Genomic DNA, 17,303 nt, shown 5'->3' with positions numbered 1-17,303 from the left:
GAAGACCAGGACGCCGAGCAGCACCGCCCAGAGCAGGTGGGCGTAGGCGAAGGGCGCCAGCGTCGAGGCCGGGGCGCGGCGATGGGCCAGGATCAGGAGCCAGTGCCCGAGCGCGCCGAAGAAGCCGACCGAGGCGATGCCGATCCAGGTCGAGGGCTCGGCCGGCGTCTCCCACAGGAACGGCAGGACCGGCGCGGTCAGCACCGAGCCGACGAGCCCGGTATAGAACATCGTCGTCTCGGGCGGATCGTGGGCGGCGAGCATCCGCGTCACCACGATGTAGACCCCGTTGACGAGGGCGGTCACCACCGCGAGCAGGGCCGCCGGATGCATCCCCGAGACGCCCGGGCGGCTCACCACCAGCACGCCCGAGAACCCGACCAGCACCGCCGCCGCCCGCCGCCAGCCGACCCGCTCGCCGAGCAAGGGACCGGCGATCAACGCCACCACCAGGGGCGACGCGAAGGTGATCGAGGTGACCTGCGCCAGCGGCAGGTAGCGCAGGGCGACGAACGAGCACATCGTCGCGGTGACGAGGCACAGCGAGCGCAGCACCTGCAGGCCAGGCTTGCGGGTGCGCAGGAGGCCGATCACGTCGCGCCGTGTCGCCAGAACCGCCGCCACGATGACGAAGCTGACGAGATAGCGCACGGCGACGATCGGCAGCGGGCTCATGGCCCCGCTGAGGAACTTGGCCGAGGCGTCGATCGAGGCGAACCCCGCCACCGCGCTCACCATCAGGGCGATGCCGATCAAGGTGTCCCGCTCGCCGGTTCCGCGCATCGCCACCGCCCTCGTCCCCATCACCCGTCTTGACTTAGACCGGAACTCCGTTCAAATCCAGAACTGCGTTCCAGATTTGGAGCGTCGAATGTCGAGCACGAGAGATGGCCGGCTCCCTGTTGCGGCGCGCCCTGGACCTGGTGGAGCTCCTCGCGAACCATCCGCGCGGGCTGCCCCTCCAGACCGTCGCCGAGACGCTGGATATCCCGAAGAGCGGCGCCCATCGGCTGCTGGCCGAGCTCGCCGAGCATCAATACGTCGTGCAGAACGACGAGACCGGCCGCTACCTGCTCACCACCAAGTTCGCGACGCTCGGCCTCAAGCATCTCTCGCGCACCGGCGTCGTCGACGTCGCCCAGTCGGTGCTCAACCGGCTGGCCGATCTCAGCGGCGAGCTCGCGCGCCTCGCGGTCGTCGACTACCCGCGGCTCGTCTGGGTGGCGAAGGCGCAAGGGTCGCGCAGCGGCCTGCGCTTCGACGGCGACATGGGCACCGAGGCCCGGCTGTCCACCACCTCGACCGGCATCGTCTGGCTCGCCAGCCTCTCGGACGAGGAGGCCTTGAGCCTCGTGATGCGCCAGGGGCTCGGCGCGCCGGAGGAATGCGGCCCCGAGGCACCCCGCACCGTCGCCGCGCTGATGGCCCTGGTGAACGAGGCCCGGGCCCGGGGCTACGCCTGGGTGCGGGACACCAACACCCCGGGCGCCGCCGCGATGGCGGCGAACATCGTGCACCCGCAGACCGGCCGGGCGGTCGGCAACCTCAGCGTCGCCGGGCCGAGCCTGAGGCTCACGGAGGCCCAGCGCGACGCCATCGCCCCCGACCTGCTGGCCGCCGCCGCCGACCTGTCCTCGGTCGGCGCCTTCTCGGACTATCTCGGGGCGCTCGGCGGCAAGGCCGCGGCGATGTCCTGAAAATGGCCGGCACGTCGCCGGGATGGTAGATCCCGTGCGGCGCGTCGAACGATCAAACGACCGGGGTTCACCCTCGCACGACCCGCGATGCGCTCCGGCAAGGAGCGCCAGGAGGAGACGATGACCCACGCCGACAGCGAGTTCCTGCAACGGGACCGCTCGATCCACCCGCCGGCCTTCACGCCGGACTACAAGACCAGCGTGCTGCGCTCGCCGCGTCGCGCCATGCTGTCGCTGCAATCCTCCCTGTCGGAGGTGACCGGGCCGACCTTCGGGCGCTCGGAACTCGGCCCGCTCGACAACGACCTGATCCTCAACTACGCCCGCGAGGGCGAGCCGATCGGCGAGCGGATCTTCGTCCACGGCCATGTCCGCGACGAGAACGGCCGGGGCATCCCCCACACCCTCGTCGAGTTCTGGCAGGCCAATGCGGGCGGGCGCTACCGCCACCGCAACGACCGCTACCTCGCGCCGATCGACCCGAATTTCGGCGGTTGCGGCCGCACGATCACCGACGAGAACGGCTTCTACTACTTCCGCACGATCAAGCCCGGGCCCTATCCCTGGCGCAACAACCTCAATTCCTGGCGCCCGGCCCATATCCACTTCTCGGTGTTCGGCTCCGGCTTCGCCCAGCGCCTCATCACCCAGATGTATTTCGAGGGCGACCCGCTGATCTGGCGCGACCCGATGGTGCTCGGGATTCCCGATCGCTCGGCCGCCGAGCGGCTGATCGCCCCCCTCGACCTCGGCGCCGCGGTGCCGCTCGACATGCTCGCCTACAAGTTCGACATCGTGCTGCGCGGCCGCCAGCAGACGCTGTTCGAGAACAAGCTCCAAGGAAACTGAGAGATGAGGGGAACTGAGACGATGGTCCAGCCGCTTCCCGTCCGCCTCCGGGAGACCCCGTCCCAGACCGCGGGTCCCTACGTCCATATCGGGCTGATCCCGCACCAGGCCGGGTTCGACATCTTCGAGACCAACTTCTCGAACGTGCTCGCCGGACCCGAGACCAAGGGCGAGCGCGTCCGGATCGAGGGCCGGGTCTTCGACGGCGCGGGCGCCCTCGTGCGCGACGCCTTCATCGAGATCTGGCAGGCCAATTCCGCGGGCCGCTACAACCACCCGGCCGACCGCCAGGAGGGCAAGCCCCTCGACGAGGGCTTCCGGGGCTGGGGCCGCACCGGCTCCGACTTCGAGACCGGTCTGTGGTTCTTCGAGACGGTGAAGCCCGGCCCGGTCGACGGGCGCAAGGGCCACCGCCCGATGGCGCCGCACATCAACCTCTGGATCGCCGCCCGCGGCATCAATATCGGCCTGCAGACCCGGCTCTACTTCGCCGACGAGGCGCAGGCGAATGCCGAGGACCCCGTGCTGAACCTCGTCGAGCGCGGGCCCTTGCGCGAAAGCCTGCTGGCGAAGCGCGAGGAGCGGGACGGACAGGCCGTGTACGTGTTCGACATCCACCTGCAGGGACCGAACGAGACCGTCTTCTTCGACGTGTGATCGATATCTGTCATACGACATCCGCTTGGCTGTTCGAATAGAGATGTAGCGCACCTCCCCTCTCCCGTGTGGGAGAGGGGCCGGGGGTGAGGGTGCTACGCTTCCGTGTGAATCGCTGAGCGTCGTGCCGGCAGCGGAACGGTTCAGCCTTCTCGCGGCGCCGTCTCCACCCTCGCGCGATCTCCGATCGCCCCTACCCCGCTCCCACACCTTGCAGCGATACCGGGCAAGCCCGGCATCGCCTGGAGAGGGGATCCCGCGCTTGACTGGTATCGGACCAGACCGGGCGTCAATCAAATCAACATAACCAGAAGCAGGAGACCCCCATGAACCCCGTCGTCATCGCCGTCGCGATCACCGGCTCGGTGCCGCGCAAGAAGGACAACCCGGCGGTCCCCACCGCGGTCGCCGAGCAGATCGAGTCGACGCACCAGGCCTTCGAGGCAGGCGCCACCCTCGTCCACATCCACGTCCGCAACGACGACGAGTCGCCCTCCTCCGATCCCGACAAGTTCGCCGCCGTCCAGGAGGGCGTGCGCAAGCACTGCCCCGGGATGATCGTGCAGTTCTCGACCGGCGGCCGCGGCCGCGATCCGAGCGCCCGCGGCCTCTCGCTGGTGCACCGGCCCGACATGGCCTCGCTCTCGACCGGCTCGGTCAACTTCCCGAGCATCGTCTACGAGAACCACGCGACGCTGGTGAACGACCTCGCCGGCGCGATGCACAAGAACGGCATCCGGCCCGAGATCGAGATCTTCGACCTCTCGCACATCCACGGCGCCAAGCGGCTGATCGAGGAGGGACTGATGGATGCCCATCCGCACGTGCAGTTCGTGATGGGCGTGAAGAACGCGATGCCGGCCGACGAGCACCTGCTCGACATCCTGCTCGCCGAGACCAAGCGCGTGATCCCGGGCGCGACCTGGACCGCCGCCGGCATCGGCCGCGAGCAGGCCCGGGTGATGGGCTGGGCGCTCGCCCGCGGGGCCGACGCGGTCCGTACCGGGCTCGAGGACAACATCCGGGTGACCAAGGACCGGCTGGCGGCGAGCAACGCCGAACTGGTCTCGCTGGCCGCCGAGATGGTGACGCGGCACAACCGCAAGGTCGCGACCCCGGCCGAGGCCCGCGCCCTCCTCCACCTGAAGCCGGCCTCCTGATCCGATGACGTTCTCGGCCCTCGACTCCGCCCTGCTCGGGCCCCTCTTCGCCACGGACGCGATGCGCGCCGTCTTCGCCGACGAGGCCCGGGTGGCGGCGATGCTGCGGGCCGAGGCGGCCCTGGCACGGGCGCAAGCCGAGGCCGGCCTGGTGCCGGCCTCCCTCAGCGCCGCCATCGAAGCGATCCGCCCGAACGCCCTCGATCCCGCGGCGCTCGGACGGCGCACCGCGATCTCGGGCGTGCCGGTGATCCCGTTCGTGAAGGCGGTGCAGGGGGCGCTGCCCCCCGAGCTCGAACCCGCCTTCCACAAGGCGACCACCACCCAGGACATCGCCGACACCGCCCTGGTGCTGCAGGTCCGCGACGCCCTCGACCTCGTCGCGGCCGACCTCACGGCGATCCTCGACGGGTTGTCGGGGCTCGCCCGCCGGCACCGCGAGACGCCGTGCGTCGGGCGCACCTACGGCCAGCACGCCGCCCCCGTCACCTTCGGCTTCAAGGCGGCGATCTGGGCGCTCGGCATCGCCGAGGTGGCCGCCCTCCTGCCCGCCCTGCGCGACCGGGTGCTCACCGCCTCGCTGGGCGGCCCCGTCGGCACGCTCGCCGGCCTCGGCGAGAAGGCGGAGGCCGTCGGCGACGGCTTCGCCGCGGCGCTCGGCCTCCATCCGGACCTCGCGCCCTGGCACGCGCGCCGCGCCCGCATCGCCGAGACCGGGTCGTGGCTCGCCCTGCTGATGGGGGCGCTCGCCAAGCTCGCCACCGACGTCGCCCATCTCGCCACCACCGAGGTCGGGGAGGTGGCCGAGCCCTACGTCCCGGGCCGCGGCGGCTCCTCGGCGATGCCGCACAAGCGCAACCCGGTCTCCTCGACGGTGATCCTGTCGGCCTTCGGCGCCGCCAAGGGCACCAGCCTGACGCTCCTCGACGGCATGGCGGCGGCGCATGAGCGCCCGGCCGGCGCCTGGCACGCCGAGTGGCACGCCCTGCCGACCCTGTTCGGCCTCGCCTCCGGGAGCTTGCGCGAGGCGCGGGGGCTCGCCCAGGGACTGGTGCCCGATCCCGAGCGGATGCGCCGCAACATCGACGAGACGCAAGGGCTCCTCTTCGCCGATGCCGCCGCGGGCCGGCTGGCGCCGGTCCTCGGCGCCAAGGCCGCCCACGCCCTGATCGAGGAGGCCGCCGGCGCCGTCCGGGACGGCAAGGGCTCGCTTCGGGAGGTCCTGCGCGCGCGCCCCGAGACGGCGGGCGCCGACCTCGACGCCGCCTTCGACTTAGGCCCCGCCATCCGCGCCGGGGCCCGCACCGCCGACCGGGCGCTGGCCGAGGTCTCCCGCCTCGCCGCCTTCCTGCATTCCGCGTAACCGAGGTTCCCATGCCCCAGATCGAGGCCAACGGTACCCTGCTGCACTACGAGCTCTCCGGCCCGAGCGGCGCGCCGGTGGTGGTGTTCTCCAACTCGCTCGGCACCTCGCTGGCGATGTGGGACCCGCTGGTGCCCCATCTTCGCGGCCGCTACCGGGTGCTGCGCTACGACACCCGCGGCCACGGCGCCTCGCAAGTGCGCGACCGGTCGATCGAGGTCGCGGACCTCGCCGAGGACCTGATCGGCCTGCTCGATGCGCTCGCCATTCCCCGCGCCCACGTCGTCGGGCTCTCGCTCGGCGGCATGACCGGCCAGGCGGCGGCGGCCCGCCACCCCGACCGGGTGCTCAGCCTGACCCTGATGGCGACCGCCGCCTTCATGCCGAGCGAGGCGTCGTGGAACGAGCGCGCCGCGCTGGTGCGGGAGAAGGGCACGGCGGCGATCGTCGAGGCGACGATGACCCGCTGGTTCACGCCCGACTTCCCCGCCGCGAACCCGGACGCGGTGGCGCCGGTGCGCGCGCAGTTCACCGGCACCGATGCGGCCGGCTACGCCGTGTGCTGCAACGCCATCGGTCGCATGGACCTGCGCCCGGTGCTGGCCCGGATCACGGCGCCGACCCTGGTGATCGCCGGGCGCGACGACCCGGCGACGCCGCCGGCGATGGCGCAGGAGATCTGCGACGGCATCCGCCAGGCCGAGCTGGTGGTGCTGCCGAACGCCGCCCACCTCCTCTCCGTCGAGCAGCCGGCGGCGACCGCCGCCCACCTCCTCGGCTTCCTCGACCGGCACCGCGACGCGGCCGAGAGCGCGACCGGCGCCGTGCCGTTCGAGGCCGGGCTCACCAACCGCAAGAGCGTGCTCGGCGAGGCCCATGTCGAGCGTTCGCTCGCTGGCGCCGGCGGCTTCGCGGGGCCGTGGCAGGACTTCATCACCCGCACCGCCTGGGGCGAGGTCTGGGGCGACCCGCGGATCCCGTGGAAGACCCGCTCCTTCGTGACGCTCGCCATGATGGTGGCGCTCGGCCGCGAGGAGGAGTTCAAGCTCCATGTCCGCCCGGCCCTGCGCAACGGCGTCACGGTCTCCGAGCTGCAGGCGCTGCTGATCCAGACCGCGATCTATGCCGGCGTGCCGGCGGCGAACGGCGCCTTCCGCTGGGCCCGCGAGGTTTTGGGCGACGACCTCGCCTGAAGCCGATGCGCCGGGGCGGCCGGGATGGTAGAGCACCATCCCGGCCGCCCTGCCCTGCCCGTCGAACCGTTAGACCATGGACGCCGTCACGCCCCGCCCCTCCCGCACCAAGGATCCCGAGCGGACCCGGGCCGACATCCTGGCGGTCGCGACCGAGGAATTCTCCGCCTTCGGGCTCAGCGGCGCCCGGGTCGACGCCATCGCGGAGCGCACCCGCACCTCGAAGCGGATGATCTACTACTATTTCGGCAGCAAGGAGGGCCTGTATCTCGCTGTGCTCGAGAAGGCCTACGCCGATATCCGCCAGGTCGAGGGCGACCTGGACCTCGGGAACCTCGGCCCGGCCGAGGCGATCCGCCGGCTCGTCGAGTTCACCTTCGAGTACGACGAGGCCCATCCGGACTTCATCCGCCTCGTCGCGATCGAGAACATCCACCGGGCCGAGCACTTGTCCGGCTCCGAGACGATCCGTGGCCTCAATCTCGGGGTGATCCAGACCATCACCGACATCATCGCCCGCGGCCAGGCCGACGGGCTGTTCCGGGCCGACGTCGATCCCCTCGACGTGCACCTGATGATCAGCGCGCTCTGCTTCTTCCGGGTCTCGAACCGCCACACCTTCGGGGCGATCTTCTCCGTCGATCTCGACGCGCCGGGCTTGCGCGCCCGCCACAAGCGGATGGTCGGCGATGCGGTCCTGGGGCTGCTCGCCCGGCACTGACCGGGCGGGAACCCGATCCGGCGCCGGACGATTACTCTCCCAAGACTTCATGCCGACTTTCGGAGGAGAGCCCGATGACCAGGGGCACCAGCCGCCTGATCCTGCTCGCCGCCCTGGCCGCCTCGCCGGTGCTGGCGCAAGTTCAGCAGGCACAAGTCCAGCACGGAGCGATCGGCACGGTCCGGCAGGCGCAGGCCGCCGACAAGCCGCTCGCCGACAGCCCGCAGCGCAGCCGCGAGCAGGCCCCCAACATGCCGCCCGCGCACGAGACCCTGCCCGAACGGGTCCGCCCGGGCGAGCCGGACGCGACCGGCACCGTCCGGCCGGCCGCACCGGACCCGAAGACCACCGACGGCGTGCTGCGGCCCCAGAAGGGGTGAGGCCCCGCGGCACCCGATTGCCTCCTTGCGCCCCGCAGCGATGCGGGGCGCGGGCGCTTTACTGTTAAGGCCCCGGCGAACTCCCATCAATTGAGATGATCCCGCCCATGTGCCGCGTGTAACCTTCGCGCTGAAGCAGACCCGACTGGATGCGACTGATGTCGCGCCGTGATGACGGTGCTGCGAGGCGTGCGAGGAGGGAGGCACGTTGAACAGGCGGATGTTCGCCGGCTGCGCGATCTGCGCCGCCATCGGCCTGATCTCCGACGACCCCTCGGCGCAGACGGCGTCCGGAATCAAGCGGACGGTCACCGGCCGCACCGAAGGGCCGGCCGAGGGCTACGAGACGCTCCAGGTGATCGTCGACATCGAGCCGAACGTCGTCCTCGACTGGCACACCCATCCGGGCACCGAGGCGGGCTATACGCTGGACGGCACCGGCGAGCTGCGGGTCAGGGGCGAGCCGGCGCGGACGATGACGCCGGGCTTCTCCTGGGTGACCGCACCCGGCACGCCCCACATGCTGAAGAACGGCGCGACGGCGACGAGGCTGCTCGTCACCTTCACGGTGCAGAAGGGCAAGCCCCTGGCGACGCCGGTCCCGGCGCCGACCTGAGAAGCCTTCCTCCGTGGGCGAGGCTCAGAACCGCGCCGTCAGGAACAGCCGGACGTTTCGCCCCGGCAGCGCGATCTCGTCCTTCTTGAACGAGGCCGAGTTGCGGATCACGTCGTCGAGCAGGTTGGTGCCCTGGACGCCGAGGGTGACCTCGCTCCAGCCGGTCACCGCCGGATCGAAGGCCTTCGTGTAGCTGACCTCGGCCTTGAGGTTGTCGTAGCCCGGGGTCCGCGTCTCGTACGGCGCGGTCTCGGTATGGGCGAAGGCGTGGAGCAGGTTCACCCGCGCGAACCAGCCGTCGGCGCGCAGAAAGACGCCGCCGCCGACCCGGTGCGGCGGGATGCGCGGCACGTAGGTGCCGTCGTCGAAGGTCGCGCGGACGAAGTCGTACTGCGCCTCGATCCCGGCAAAGCCGTTGCCGACGGGCAGGAGGTCGAGCTGCGAGCCGATCTCGGCGCCGGCGAAGGTCGCGTTCTGCTGCGAGTAGACGACCTGGGCGAGCTCGTCGCCGCTGCCGCAGCTGGCGAAGTCGTCGCCGCAGCGCAGGCCGGTCAGGCGCTTGTAGATGAAGCCGGTATAGCGGGTGTAGTAGCCGGTGGCGTCGAGCCGGAACGGGCCGACGGCGCGGCGGATGCTCGCCTCGACGGTGCGGGCGCTCTCCTTCTTGAGGTTGGGGTCGCCGATCTCGAAGGTCTCGGTCGCGTCGTGCGGCCCGCGGGAATAGAGCTCGAAGGCGGACGGCGCGCGCTCGACGTACTGGCCGGTGAGGCTGGCGACGAAGCCGGCCGGCAGGTCCTGCAGCACGCCGAAGCTCGCGCTCTTCGGCGCGAAGTGGCGGCGGCGGCCGTAAGCGAGCGGGTCCTCGCCGTCGACCGGCACGTAGTCGCCCGGGAACTGCGTCGCGGTACCGGTGGCGCGGGCGCCCTCGATCCGGCCCGCCGCCTGGAGGCGCAGGCCCCGCTCCAGCGCCAGTTCCTCGAACAGGTAGACGGCGTTGCTGCGCGAATCGGTCGGCGCGAGCAGCGTGCCGGCCTCGCCCGAGGTGCCGATCAGCCGCCGGTCGGCCTGGAGGCCGAGGGCGCCGGTGAGCGTGCCGAGGGGGGTGACGACCGGCACGTGCTGGATCTCGAGCCGCCCCTCCGCCTGCCGGTTCTTGAAGGTGGCCTGGATCCCGTCGATCCCGTTCTCGCCGATGCCGATCTCGTTGTGGCGGTAGGTCGAGCCGCCGAGCCAGAACCGGACCGCCTCGATCGGCCCCTCGACCGGGCGGTACTCGCCCTTGGCCTGGAGCTTGTCCTGCGTCGGGTCGAGGCGGGTGCGGCTCTCGGCGGCCTCGCCCCCGGGGATCTGGTAGAGCGCGTCGTAGTGGCTGAACGACAGGCCGACGAAGCCGCGGTCGAACAGGTACGACATCCCGACCGCGCCGCCCTGGGACTCGTTGGCCGAGTTGCGCTGGATGCCGAGCGGCGTCGAATAGCTGTCGGCGGCGGTCTTGAACGCATCGGCGTGGAACGCGACCGAGGACCCGGCGGCATCGACCGTCGCGGCGGCGTTGCGCCCGTTATCGACCGACGAGTACCCGGTGGTGACCCGGCCGGCGATGCCGCCCGGCGGGACGAGGGTCGGGATGCGGTTGTCCTCCGCCGAGACCACGCCGCCGATCGCCTGGCTGCCGTAGCGCAGGGAGGCCGGGCCGCGGATCACCTCGATCCGTTCGGCGACGAGCGGGTTGATCGGCACGGCGTGGTCCTCGCCGAGATCCGAGACGTCCTGGACGCCGATGCCGTTCTCCTGGATCCGCACCCGGCTCGTATCGAGGCCGCGGATGATCGGCCGGCTCGCCGCGCCCGGGGCGTAGGTGGTGGCGGAGAGACCGGGCCGGTCGAACAGGGCGTCGCCCAGCGTGCGGGGCTGCTGGCGGACGATGTCGGCTTGGGTCACCACCGTGACCGGCGAGAAGGTCGTGGTGACGACCGGCAGGACCCCGGCCGGGAAGGCGCCGGACGGTCCCGTCGCTCCCCCGCCCGTCGCCGGGGCGACGATCGGGCTCGGCGAGGCGACGTCGATCGTGTCGAGGGCGATGTCCTCGGCCCGGACCCCCGGCGCCGCCACGGTGAAGGCCGCCGCCAGCAGAGCCGGCGCCGCCCCGAGCGACCGCGCCCCCGATCCCACCTTGCCCATGATCGCCCTCAAACAACGTAATAACGTTGCAATTGCGCGGGGCGGAACACCTTGGCAAGAGGGAAGCCGGCGCGCCGGCCACGCGGCGCGCCAAGCGTAACGTTATTACAACACGGAGGGCTCAGCGCTCGGCCAGATCCCGCCGCAGGGTCGGCAGGCCGATGCCGGCGGCGTCGAAGCCGCCGTCGACCGCCAGGGTCTGGCCGGTGACGTAGCTCGCCCGCGGACCGCACAGGTAGACGATGGCGTCGGCGACCTCGCGCTCGAGGCCGTAGCGGTTGAGCGGAACGGCGTCGTGGTAATCGGCCCGGATCGCCGGGCTGTGGACCTTCTTGGCCATCGCGGTGTCGACCGGGCCCGGCGCCACAGCGTTCACCCGGATGTTCAGGTGCGCGAGCTCGACCGCCTGCTGCTTGGTCAGGTGCTTGAGCGCGGCCTTGCTGGTACCGTAGGCGACCCGGAGCGTCGAGGCGCGCTGGCCGGAGATCGACGTGATGTTGACGACCGCGCCGCCGCCGCCCCGCGCCATCACGGGAGCCGCCGCCTGCACGCACAGGAACGGGCCGGTCAGGTTGACGGCGAGCACCCGGGCCCATTCGGCGTGGCTGGTGTCGAGGAGCGGCTTGAACACCGCGGTGCCGGCATTGTTGACGAGCGCGTCGAGCCGGCCGAACCGGGCCTCGACCGCCGCCACCGCCGTCGCGACCGCCTCGGGATCGGCGACATCGGCGGTGAGCGCCAGGGTGTCGTCGGGCCGGCCGATCCCTGCCACTGCCGCGGCCTGCGCCGCGCCGTCGATGTCGAGGAGCGCGACGCGCCAGCCCTCCTCGAGAAACAGCCGCGCCGCCGCCAGCCCGATGCCCCGCGCCGCGCCAGTGACCAGCGCGACCTTGTGCTCGCCCGCCATCGTGGATCCTCCCGTCGTTAGACCCCGTGCATCGCGGCAGGGACCGGGCGGGTCAAGCCGGATCGGCCTCCGCGTTGCGGGCCATGAAGCTCTGCGCCGACCCGGCGGACGGATCGACGAAGATCACGTCGGTCGGCGCGCGCCGGGGCGTATCGACGGAGAGGAACACCACCGGTTCCTCGATCAGCCGCGGCAGGGCATGGACGACGCCGCGCTCGAAGAACAGCAGCTGGCCCGGGCCGAACTCCGCCTCGTCGGAGGCGTCGCCGATCCAGAACGTACCCCGGCCCGAGAGCACGTAGAGGTACTCGTCGCAGCCCTCGTGGTAATGCGCCGGCGTCGGGCGGTAGACGCGAAAAACCCGGGCGCTCGCCGCCGGCCGGTCGGTCAGGTAGGTATCGACCAGCATCGTGGTCGCGGTATCGGGCAGGGCGGCGGCGATCGCCCCGACGTCGAAACGACCGCGCGTCGATGTCGCCGTCGGATCGTTCCCGGCCATCGCATCCTCCCGTTCGCATCCTCGACCCTCCTAGCTAGCGCGGCCGGCGCCCGGGCGGGAGGGGCGGGCTTGCAGGTCCCGAGTGCATCGGTCGCGGGCAATTTTTTAGAAGCCCCTTAATTCAGGATCTTGACGGGGCATCGGTGCCGGCTACCCTCACCTCCAATTCGCCGCCAAAAGGCGAAGCTGATCCGAGAGGGAGGACAATGGATGTCAGCATCCATGCCGCTCGTCGACGCCACAACGGCAGCGCCATGCCGTTGATGACACGTTCCGTTGACTGCCATCCGCGCGTCTTGAGCGTGGCCGTTGCCTTGTTTCTCGGCTGTGTCCCGGCCCTGGCCGGCGACATCGACGTGCTGCACGCCTCCGTCGCCCCCACCGAGAAGGTCGGGTCCGACATCCCGCTGCACATGACGATCCTGAACCGCGCCGCGGAGGCCGATTCGCTGCTGCGCTTCCGCTGCCCGTTCGCGAATTTCAGCGAGCGGGTCGCGGTCGACAAGGGCGGCGAGGGTCCGCCGTCGAAGCGGCCGGTCCAGTCCATCGCCCTCAAGGCATCGGGAGAGACGGCGCTGACCCCGGAGGGCATGCACGTGATGCTGCTCCAGACCCGCCAGCCCCTCGTCGCGGGCGAGCGCTTCACCTGCTCGGCGAGCTTCCGCAAGGCCGGCTCGATCGAGGTGCCGGTGGACGTACGCGCCGCGAAATAGGAAATTATTCTCTTTCACGCCCGGTGGCGAGACGGTCCGCGCCAGGGCGACAGAGCCATGAACGGCCGTCCGGAGGAGACACCATGACGACGTCACGCATGGCACGGCGAATCCTTGGACGGCGGATCCTCGCCGCGACCTCGCTCGCCGCCCTCGCGGCCGCAGGGCTGCCCGCCTCCCCCGGCCTCGCCGCCGATGCCGGCGTCACGCAGGAGCGCCTGCTGAACGCCGACAAGGAAGAGGGCAACTGGATCCAGCACCACAAGAACTTCGCCGGCCACCGCTACTCGACGCTGAACCAGATCAACGCGGGCAACGTCAAGAATCTCAAGGTCGCCTGGACGATGGCGCTCGGCGGCATCGAGTCCGGCGGCATCTGGAGCCATGGCGGGCTCGAGGGCACGCCGATCGTCGAGAACGGCATGATGTACGTCACCGACGGGTGGGGCTCGGTCTACAAGATCGACACCCGCGGCGGCGAGGGCAAGCTCGTCTGGAAGATGGACCCGAAGACCGACCGGGAATGGGCCGGCGCGGTCGCCTGCTGCGGCGTCAACAACCGCGGCGTCGCGCTCTGGGGCGACCTCGTGGTCAGCCACACCCTCGACGGGCGCCTGATCGCCACCAACAAGGAGACCGGCCAGGTCGCCTGGCAGCGGCAGGTCGCCGATCCCGACAAGGGCGAGACCATCACGGGCGCGCCGCTGATCGTGAAGGGCCTGGCGATCTCCGGCGTCGGCGGCGCCGAGTACGGCATCCGCGGCTGGATCGCCGCCACCGACCTGAAGACCGAGAAGGAGGTCTGGCGCACCCACACCATCCCGGGCAAGGGCGAGCCGGGCTCCGAGACCTGGAAGGGCGACAACAACGCGGCCGTCAGCGGCGGCGGCTCGACCTGGGTCACCGGCACCTACGATCCCGACACCGACACGGTCGTGTGGGGCGTCGGCAATCCGGGCCCGGACTGGGACAACGCCTACCGGCCGGGCGACAACCTCTACACCGACTCGACGCTCGGCCTCGACGCCCAGACCGGCAAGATCAAGTGGCACTTCCAGCACACGCCGAACGACCCCTACGACTATGACAGCGTGTCGGAGAACCTGCTGGTCGATGCGGGCGGCCGCAAGCTCGCGATCGAGGCCGACCGCAACGGCCACGCCTACGCGGTCGATCGCACCAACGGTCAGTTCGTCTGGGCGACGCCCTTCGTCAAGAAGGTGACCTGGACCAAGGGTATCAACCCCGATACCGGCAAGCCGTTCGAGTACGATCCCACCAAGGACGTGCAGCGCTACAACCCGGCGGCGACTCCTAGCGCCGAGAACAAGAACGCCGATTTCTGCCCGGGCAACATGGGCGGCAAGAACTGGCCGCCGACTGCCTACAACCCGAACCTGCAATACTGGTACATCCCGGTCATCGAGAGCTGCAACCGCGTCACCCACGAGGCGATGACGCAGGCCAACCTGAAACCCCGCGAGTTCTTTACCGGCGGCGGGCCGAGCCAGCCGTTCCGGATCACCGGCAGCGTGACGGCGATCGACGTGAAGACCGGCAAGGTCGCCGGCAAGCACGAGACCCAGTTCCCGCTGCTCGGCGGCATGCTGGCCACGCCCGACCTCGTCTTCACCGGCGAGCCCGGCGGCGGGGTGATGGCGCTCGACGCCAAGAGCCTCGACAAGCTGTGGGAGTTCCGCACCGGCAGCGGCGTCAACGCCCCTCCGATGACCTTCACGGTCGACGGCAAGCAATACGTCGCGATCCTGGTCGGCCTCGGCGGCGCCTGGGACAAGTGGTTCATCGACTCGACCCCGGAACTGAAGAACATCCAGACCGGGTCGATGCTCTACGTCTTCGCGCTCTGACCGGATCGGCTCCAGAAGGCGGGGCGCGTTCGGCGCCCCGCCGCTCACGAGGTTGAAGCGGATGCGGAACTTGGTGTTGCCGGTGGTGCTCGCCGGCCTCGCGCTCGCCTCCCCGTCCTGGGCCCAATCGGCCCGGACCGGCGGGGGCGACGGCGATCTTTCGGTGTTCAAGAAGGCCTGCTCGGGCTGCCACAAGTGGCACGGCGGCGGCGGTGGCGGCTATGGCGGCGACGCCCTGTCGCTGCGCAAGACCGAGCTCGACAAGGACCAGGTCGCCGAGGTGGTGCGCTGCGGCCGGCCCGGCACCGGCATGCCCTACCACCTGCGCGGCGCCTACGACACGGTGAAGTGCTACGACTCGCTCAAGGCCGACATGGCCGGCAACATGCCGCCGGAGGCCGCCGCCTTCCTGCGGCCGGCCGAGATCGACGCCGTGGCCGGCTACGTCGTCACCCAGCTCAAGGGCAAGGGCGAGCCGAACCTCGAGGAATGCACGACCTTCTTCGGCGCGACCTCCCGGGCCTGCGACATCTACCGCAAGAAGGAGGGCTCCGATGCGCCGGCTGTCTCGCACTGAGTTCGCGGCCCTCGCCGCCCTCCTCTGCGCCGGGCCGGCGCTCGCCGCCGGGCCTGAGGCCGCGGACCTGCGCGACCTGCGGGTCGGGATGCCGGTCTCGGAGATCTCGCCCAAGGGCTACGGCGACCTCGCCTGCCGCGAGGGCCCGGCCCGCACGCTGGCGAGCTGGAGCGACTGGCGCGCCTGCCCGGCGGATGCGAAGGGCCTGCACGCCATCGGCTTCGCCTATGCCGACGGCACGACCCGCAACGGCACCCGCGTCGCCGGCCACCCGGCGCGCCTGACCCTGCTCGTCGGCGACGACGCCCGGGTCGACGGGCTGGTGATCGAGACCGACGACGCCGTGCCGCTCTACCTGCGCAAGAAGGGCCACCTCCTCGGCCTCCAGGCCCGCGGCCACTGGGGCGAGGACGGCTGGACCTGCGCCGAGGGCAAGCCCACTGGCGACGAGGCGCCGCTCGGCGAGACCTTCGTCAAGGAGGAGTGCCGCAAGGCCTTGGGCGCGAAGAGCGTGACGGTGACCCGCGACCTCTACGGCCACCAGGGCGCCGACCCGCGCGCCTTCATCAGCCGCACCCGGATCGTCGTGGCGACGACGAAGTAACGCGCGGCCGGCGGCTCTCCGCGCGGGGGCGGTCCTCCGCCGGCCAACCTGACGGCTCGACAACGGCGGCTTCAGCGGCGGTTCAACCCGCGCGGCCGAGAGTGGCGACATGCCGGCGGTCACCACCGCCCCCACGTTGCCAACCACGAGTTGTCGGCCATGACCGGGCGTCCCTCACGCTCCCTGTTCCTCGGTGCCCTCGCGCTCCTCGCCCTCGCGGGCCCGGTCGCGGCGGCCGATCTCGACGAGTATCTGCCGCCCCGCTTCGAGGGCCGGGGCGACTGGCGCGAGCCGGCGCCGCCCCCTCCCCCGCCGCGCTTCGTGCAGGGTCCCGAATTCCGCGGGCCCGGGCCCTGCCGGGTCTTCGTCAAGCGGCGCATCGACCCCTACGGCGACGAGGTGGTGCGCCGGGTGCGGGTCTGCGACGAGGGACCGGGCTATCGCGGTGGCGGCGATCGCGACGGCCCGCCGCCCTGGCACCGTCACCGCCACTGGGACGACGAGCCCGGGCCCGGTCGCTGGTAACGGCCTCACCCGACGATCGGGATCTCGCTCCCGATCGTCACCTCCCCGGCGTCGACCCGGCAGGTGAAGGCGTGGGCCGTCACCCCCGCCTCCCGGGCGCGCCGGAACGCGGCGGCGAAGCCGGGATCGAGGTCGCCGGCGACCGTGAATCGCTCGGCGCGCATCTGCACCACCCAGATCACCATCGCGCGCCCGCCGAGGCGCACCACGTCGGCGAGTTCGTCCATGTGGCGGGCGCTGCGGGCGGCGACGCAGTCCGGGAACTCGGCGAGGCCGGGCCGTCGCATCAGGTGGCAGTTCTTCACCTCGACGTGGATCGGGCCGTCCGCGTCGCCGGCCAGGAAATCGACCCGGCTGGCCTTGCCGTACGCCACCTCCGCCCGCCACGACGTGGCGCCGGCAAGCGGCGTCAGGCGCCCCGCGTGAAACGCCTCCGCCACGAGCGCGTTCGGCCGGGCGGTGTTGATGCCGACCCATTGCGGCCCGCCGGGCAGATCCGCCTCGACCAGCTCCCACGACCAGGCGAGCTTGCGGGCCGGGTTGGTCGAGGCCGAGAGCAGCACCGGCCGGCCGGGGGCGACGAGGCCGAGCATCGCCCCCGGATTGGCGCAATGCGCGGTGACGAGGCTCCCGTCGGGAAGCTCGACATCGGCGAGGAAGCGCTTGTAGCGGCGCACCAGCCGCCCCTCGGTCAGCGGGCCGGGAAAGCGCATGGGCGGAGATCGTCGCGGGGCATTCCGGGCGCTTACCCCGGCCATCCCGGGGTGTCACGCTTGAGCCCGGCCGGACACCG

General features: G+C 71.4%; 19 protein-coding genes. 14 read left to right on the top strand and 5 right to left on the bottom strand.

Features of this window, described 5'->3' with window-relative positions:
* On the bottom strand, positions 1–783 hold a 783-nt coding region (locus A5481_RS19625), incomplete at its 3' end, for a DMT family transporter (protein WP_064504208.1).
* 104 nt (positions 784–887) lie between these two features.
* On the opposite strand from A5481_RS19625, the gene A5481_RS19620 reads away from it, so the two are divergent.
* The 9 genes from A5481_RS19620 to A5481_RS19580 all read left to right on the top strand — a co-directional run bounded on the left by A5481_RS19620 (position 888) and on the right by A5481_RS19580 (position 8,636).
* The gene (locus A5481_RS19620; RefSeq protein WP_048436886.1) at positions 888–1,697 is read left to right on the top strand and encodes an IclR family transcriptional regulator; all 810 of its coding nucleotides are present in this window, start codon (positions 888–890) and stop codon (positions 1,695–1,697) included.
* Between the two features lie 120 nt (positions 1,698–1,817).
* Positions 1,818–2,546, top strand: a complete 729-nt coding sequence (gene pcaH / locus A5481_RS19615; protein WP_048436891.1) for a protocatechuate 3,4-dioxygenase subunit beta — start codon at positions 1,818–1,820, stop codon at positions 2,544–2,546.
* Between the two features lie 21 nt (positions 2,547–2,567).
* Positions 2,568–3,203, top strand: a complete 636-nt coding sequence (gene pcaG / locus A5481_RS19610) for a protocatechuate 3,4-dioxygenase subunit alpha (protein ID WP_048436885.1) — start codon at positions 2,568–2,570, stop codon at positions 3,201–3,203.
* 326 nt (positions 3,204–3,529) lie between these two features.
* The gene (locus tag A5481_RS19605; RefSeq protein ID WP_064504206.1) at positions 3,530–4,363 is read left to right on the top strand and encodes a 3-oxoadipate:acetyl-CoA acetyltransferase; all 834 of its coding nucleotides are present in this window, start codon (positions 3,530–3,532) and stop codon (positions 4,361–4,363) included.
* A 4-nt stretch (positions 4,364–4,367) separates the two neighbouring features.
* Positions 4,368–5,726 carry a class-II fumarase/aspartase family protein gene (locus tag A5481_RS19600; protein ID WP_064504204.1) on the top strand — a complete coding sequence of 453 codons (1,359 nt, stop codon included), beginning with the start codon at positions 4,368–4,370 and terminating at the stop codon, positions 5,724–5,726.
* 11 nt (positions 5,727–5,737) lie between these two features.
* A complete protein-coding gene (pcaDC, locus tag A5481_RS19595) occupies positions 5,738–6,919 on the top strand; it encodes a bifunctional 3-oxoadipate enol-lactonase/4-carboxymuconolactone decarboxylase PcaDC (protein ID WP_064504202.1) in 1,182 nt (393 codons plus the stop codon).
* 76 nt (positions 6,920–6,995) lie between these two features.
* Positions 6,996–7,640, top strand: coding sequence for a TetR/AcrR family transcriptional regulator (locus tag A5481_RS19590; protein WP_064504200.1), 645 nt, complete (start codon positions 6,996–6,998; stop codon positions 7,638–7,640).
* A 74-nt stretch (positions 7,641–7,714) separates the two neighbouring features.
* Complete coding sequence (locus tag A5481_RS19585) at positions 7,715–8,020, top strand: hypothetical protein (RefSeq protein ID WP_156655639.1); 306 nt, start codon at positions 7,715–7,717, stop codon at positions 8,018–8,020.
* 208 nt (positions 8,021–8,228) lie between these two features.
* Complete coding sequence (locus A5481_RS19580; RefSeq protein WP_156655638.1) at positions 8,229–8,636, top strand: cupin domain-containing protein; 408 nt, start codon at positions 8,229–8,231, stop codon at positions 8,634–8,636.
* 24 nt (positions 8,637–8,660) lie between these two features.
* Here the strand turns inward: A5481_RS19580 and A5481_RS19575 are convergent, their stop codons facing one another.
* The 3 genes from A5481_RS19575 to A5481_RS19565 form a co-directional block, all read right to left on the bottom strand.
* Positions 8,661–10,817 (bottom strand): TonB-dependent receptor, encoded by a 2,157-nt coding sequence (locus A5481_RS19575; RefSeq protein ID WP_064504196.1) that lies wholly within the window; start codon positions 10,815–10,817, stop codon positions 8,661–8,663.
* Between the two features lie 121 nt (positions 10,818–10,938).
* The gene (locus A5481_RS19570; protein WP_064504194.1) at positions 10,939–11,724 is read right to left on the bottom strand and encodes an SDR family NAD(P)-dependent oxidoreductase; all 786 of its coding nucleotides are present in this window, start codon (positions 11,722–11,724) and stop codon (positions 10,939–10,941) included.
* A 52-nt stretch (positions 11,725–11,776) separates the two neighbouring features.
* Positions 11,777–12,223: a cupin domain-containing protein gene (locus A5481_RS19565; RefSeq protein ID WP_064504192.1), complete on the bottom strand. Its 447-nt coding sequence runs from the start codon at positions 12,221–12,223 to the stop codon at positions 11,777–11,779.
* Between the two features lie 206 nt (positions 12,224–12,429).
* Here A5481_RS19565 and A5481_RS19560 point away from each other — a divergent pair, with 206 nt between their 5' ends.
* From A5481_RS19560 to A5481_RS19540, 5 genes are all read left to right on the top strand, one after another.
* On the top strand, positions 12,430–12,936 hold the full coding sequence (locus A5481_RS19560; protein ID WP_082172904.1) for a copper chaperone PCu(A)C: 507 nt from the start codon (positions 12,430–12,432) through the stop codon (positions 12,934–12,936).
* A 98-nt stretch (positions 12,937–13,034) separates the two neighbouring features.
* Positions 13,035–14,804 carry a PQQ-dependent dehydrogenase, methanol/ethanol family gene (locus A5481_RS19555; RefSeq protein ID WP_048431765.1) on the top strand — a complete coding sequence of 590 codons (1,770 nt, stop codon included), beginning with the start codon at positions 13,035–13,037 and terminating at the stop codon, positions 14,802–14,804.
* A 61-nt stretch (positions 14,805–14,865) separates the two neighbouring features.
* Positions 14,866–15,381, top strand: coding sequence for a c-type cytochrome (locus A5481_RS19550; protein ID WP_048431766.1), 516 nt, complete (start codon positions 14,866–14,868; stop codon positions 15,379–15,381).
* Entirely contained in the window at positions 15,359–15,985 is a 627-nt protein-coding gene (locus A5481_RS19545; protein ID WP_048431767.1) for a hypothetical protein, read from the top strand. Before A5481_RS19550 ends, A5481_RS19545 begins: the two co-directional genes overlap by 23 nt.
* Positions 15,986–16,144: 159 nt before the next feature.
* Positions 16,145–16,510, top strand: a complete 366-nt coding sequence (locus A5481_RS19540) for a hypothetical protein (protein WP_048431768.1) — start codon at positions 16,145–16,147, stop codon at positions 16,508–16,510.
* Positions 16,511–16,515: 5 nt separating this feature from the next.
* Here the strand turns inward: A5481_RS19540 and sfsA are convergent, their stop codons facing one another.
* Positions 16,516–17,223, bottom strand: coding sequence for a DNA/RNA nuclease SfsA (gene sfsA, locus A5481_RS19535; RefSeq protein WP_048431769.1), 708 nt, complete (start codon positions 17,221–17,223; stop codon positions 16,516–16,518).
* Positions 17,224–17,303: the final 80 nt, after the last annotated feature.

It is taken from the genome of Methylobacterium platani (assembly GCF_001653715.1).
GTDB classification, from domain to species: domain Bacteria; phylum Pseudomonadota; class Alphaproteobacteria; order Rhizobiales; family Beijerinckiaceae; genus Methylobacterium; species Methylobacterium platani.
This window is presented reverse-complemented; position numbering and strand designations above follow the sequence as displayed.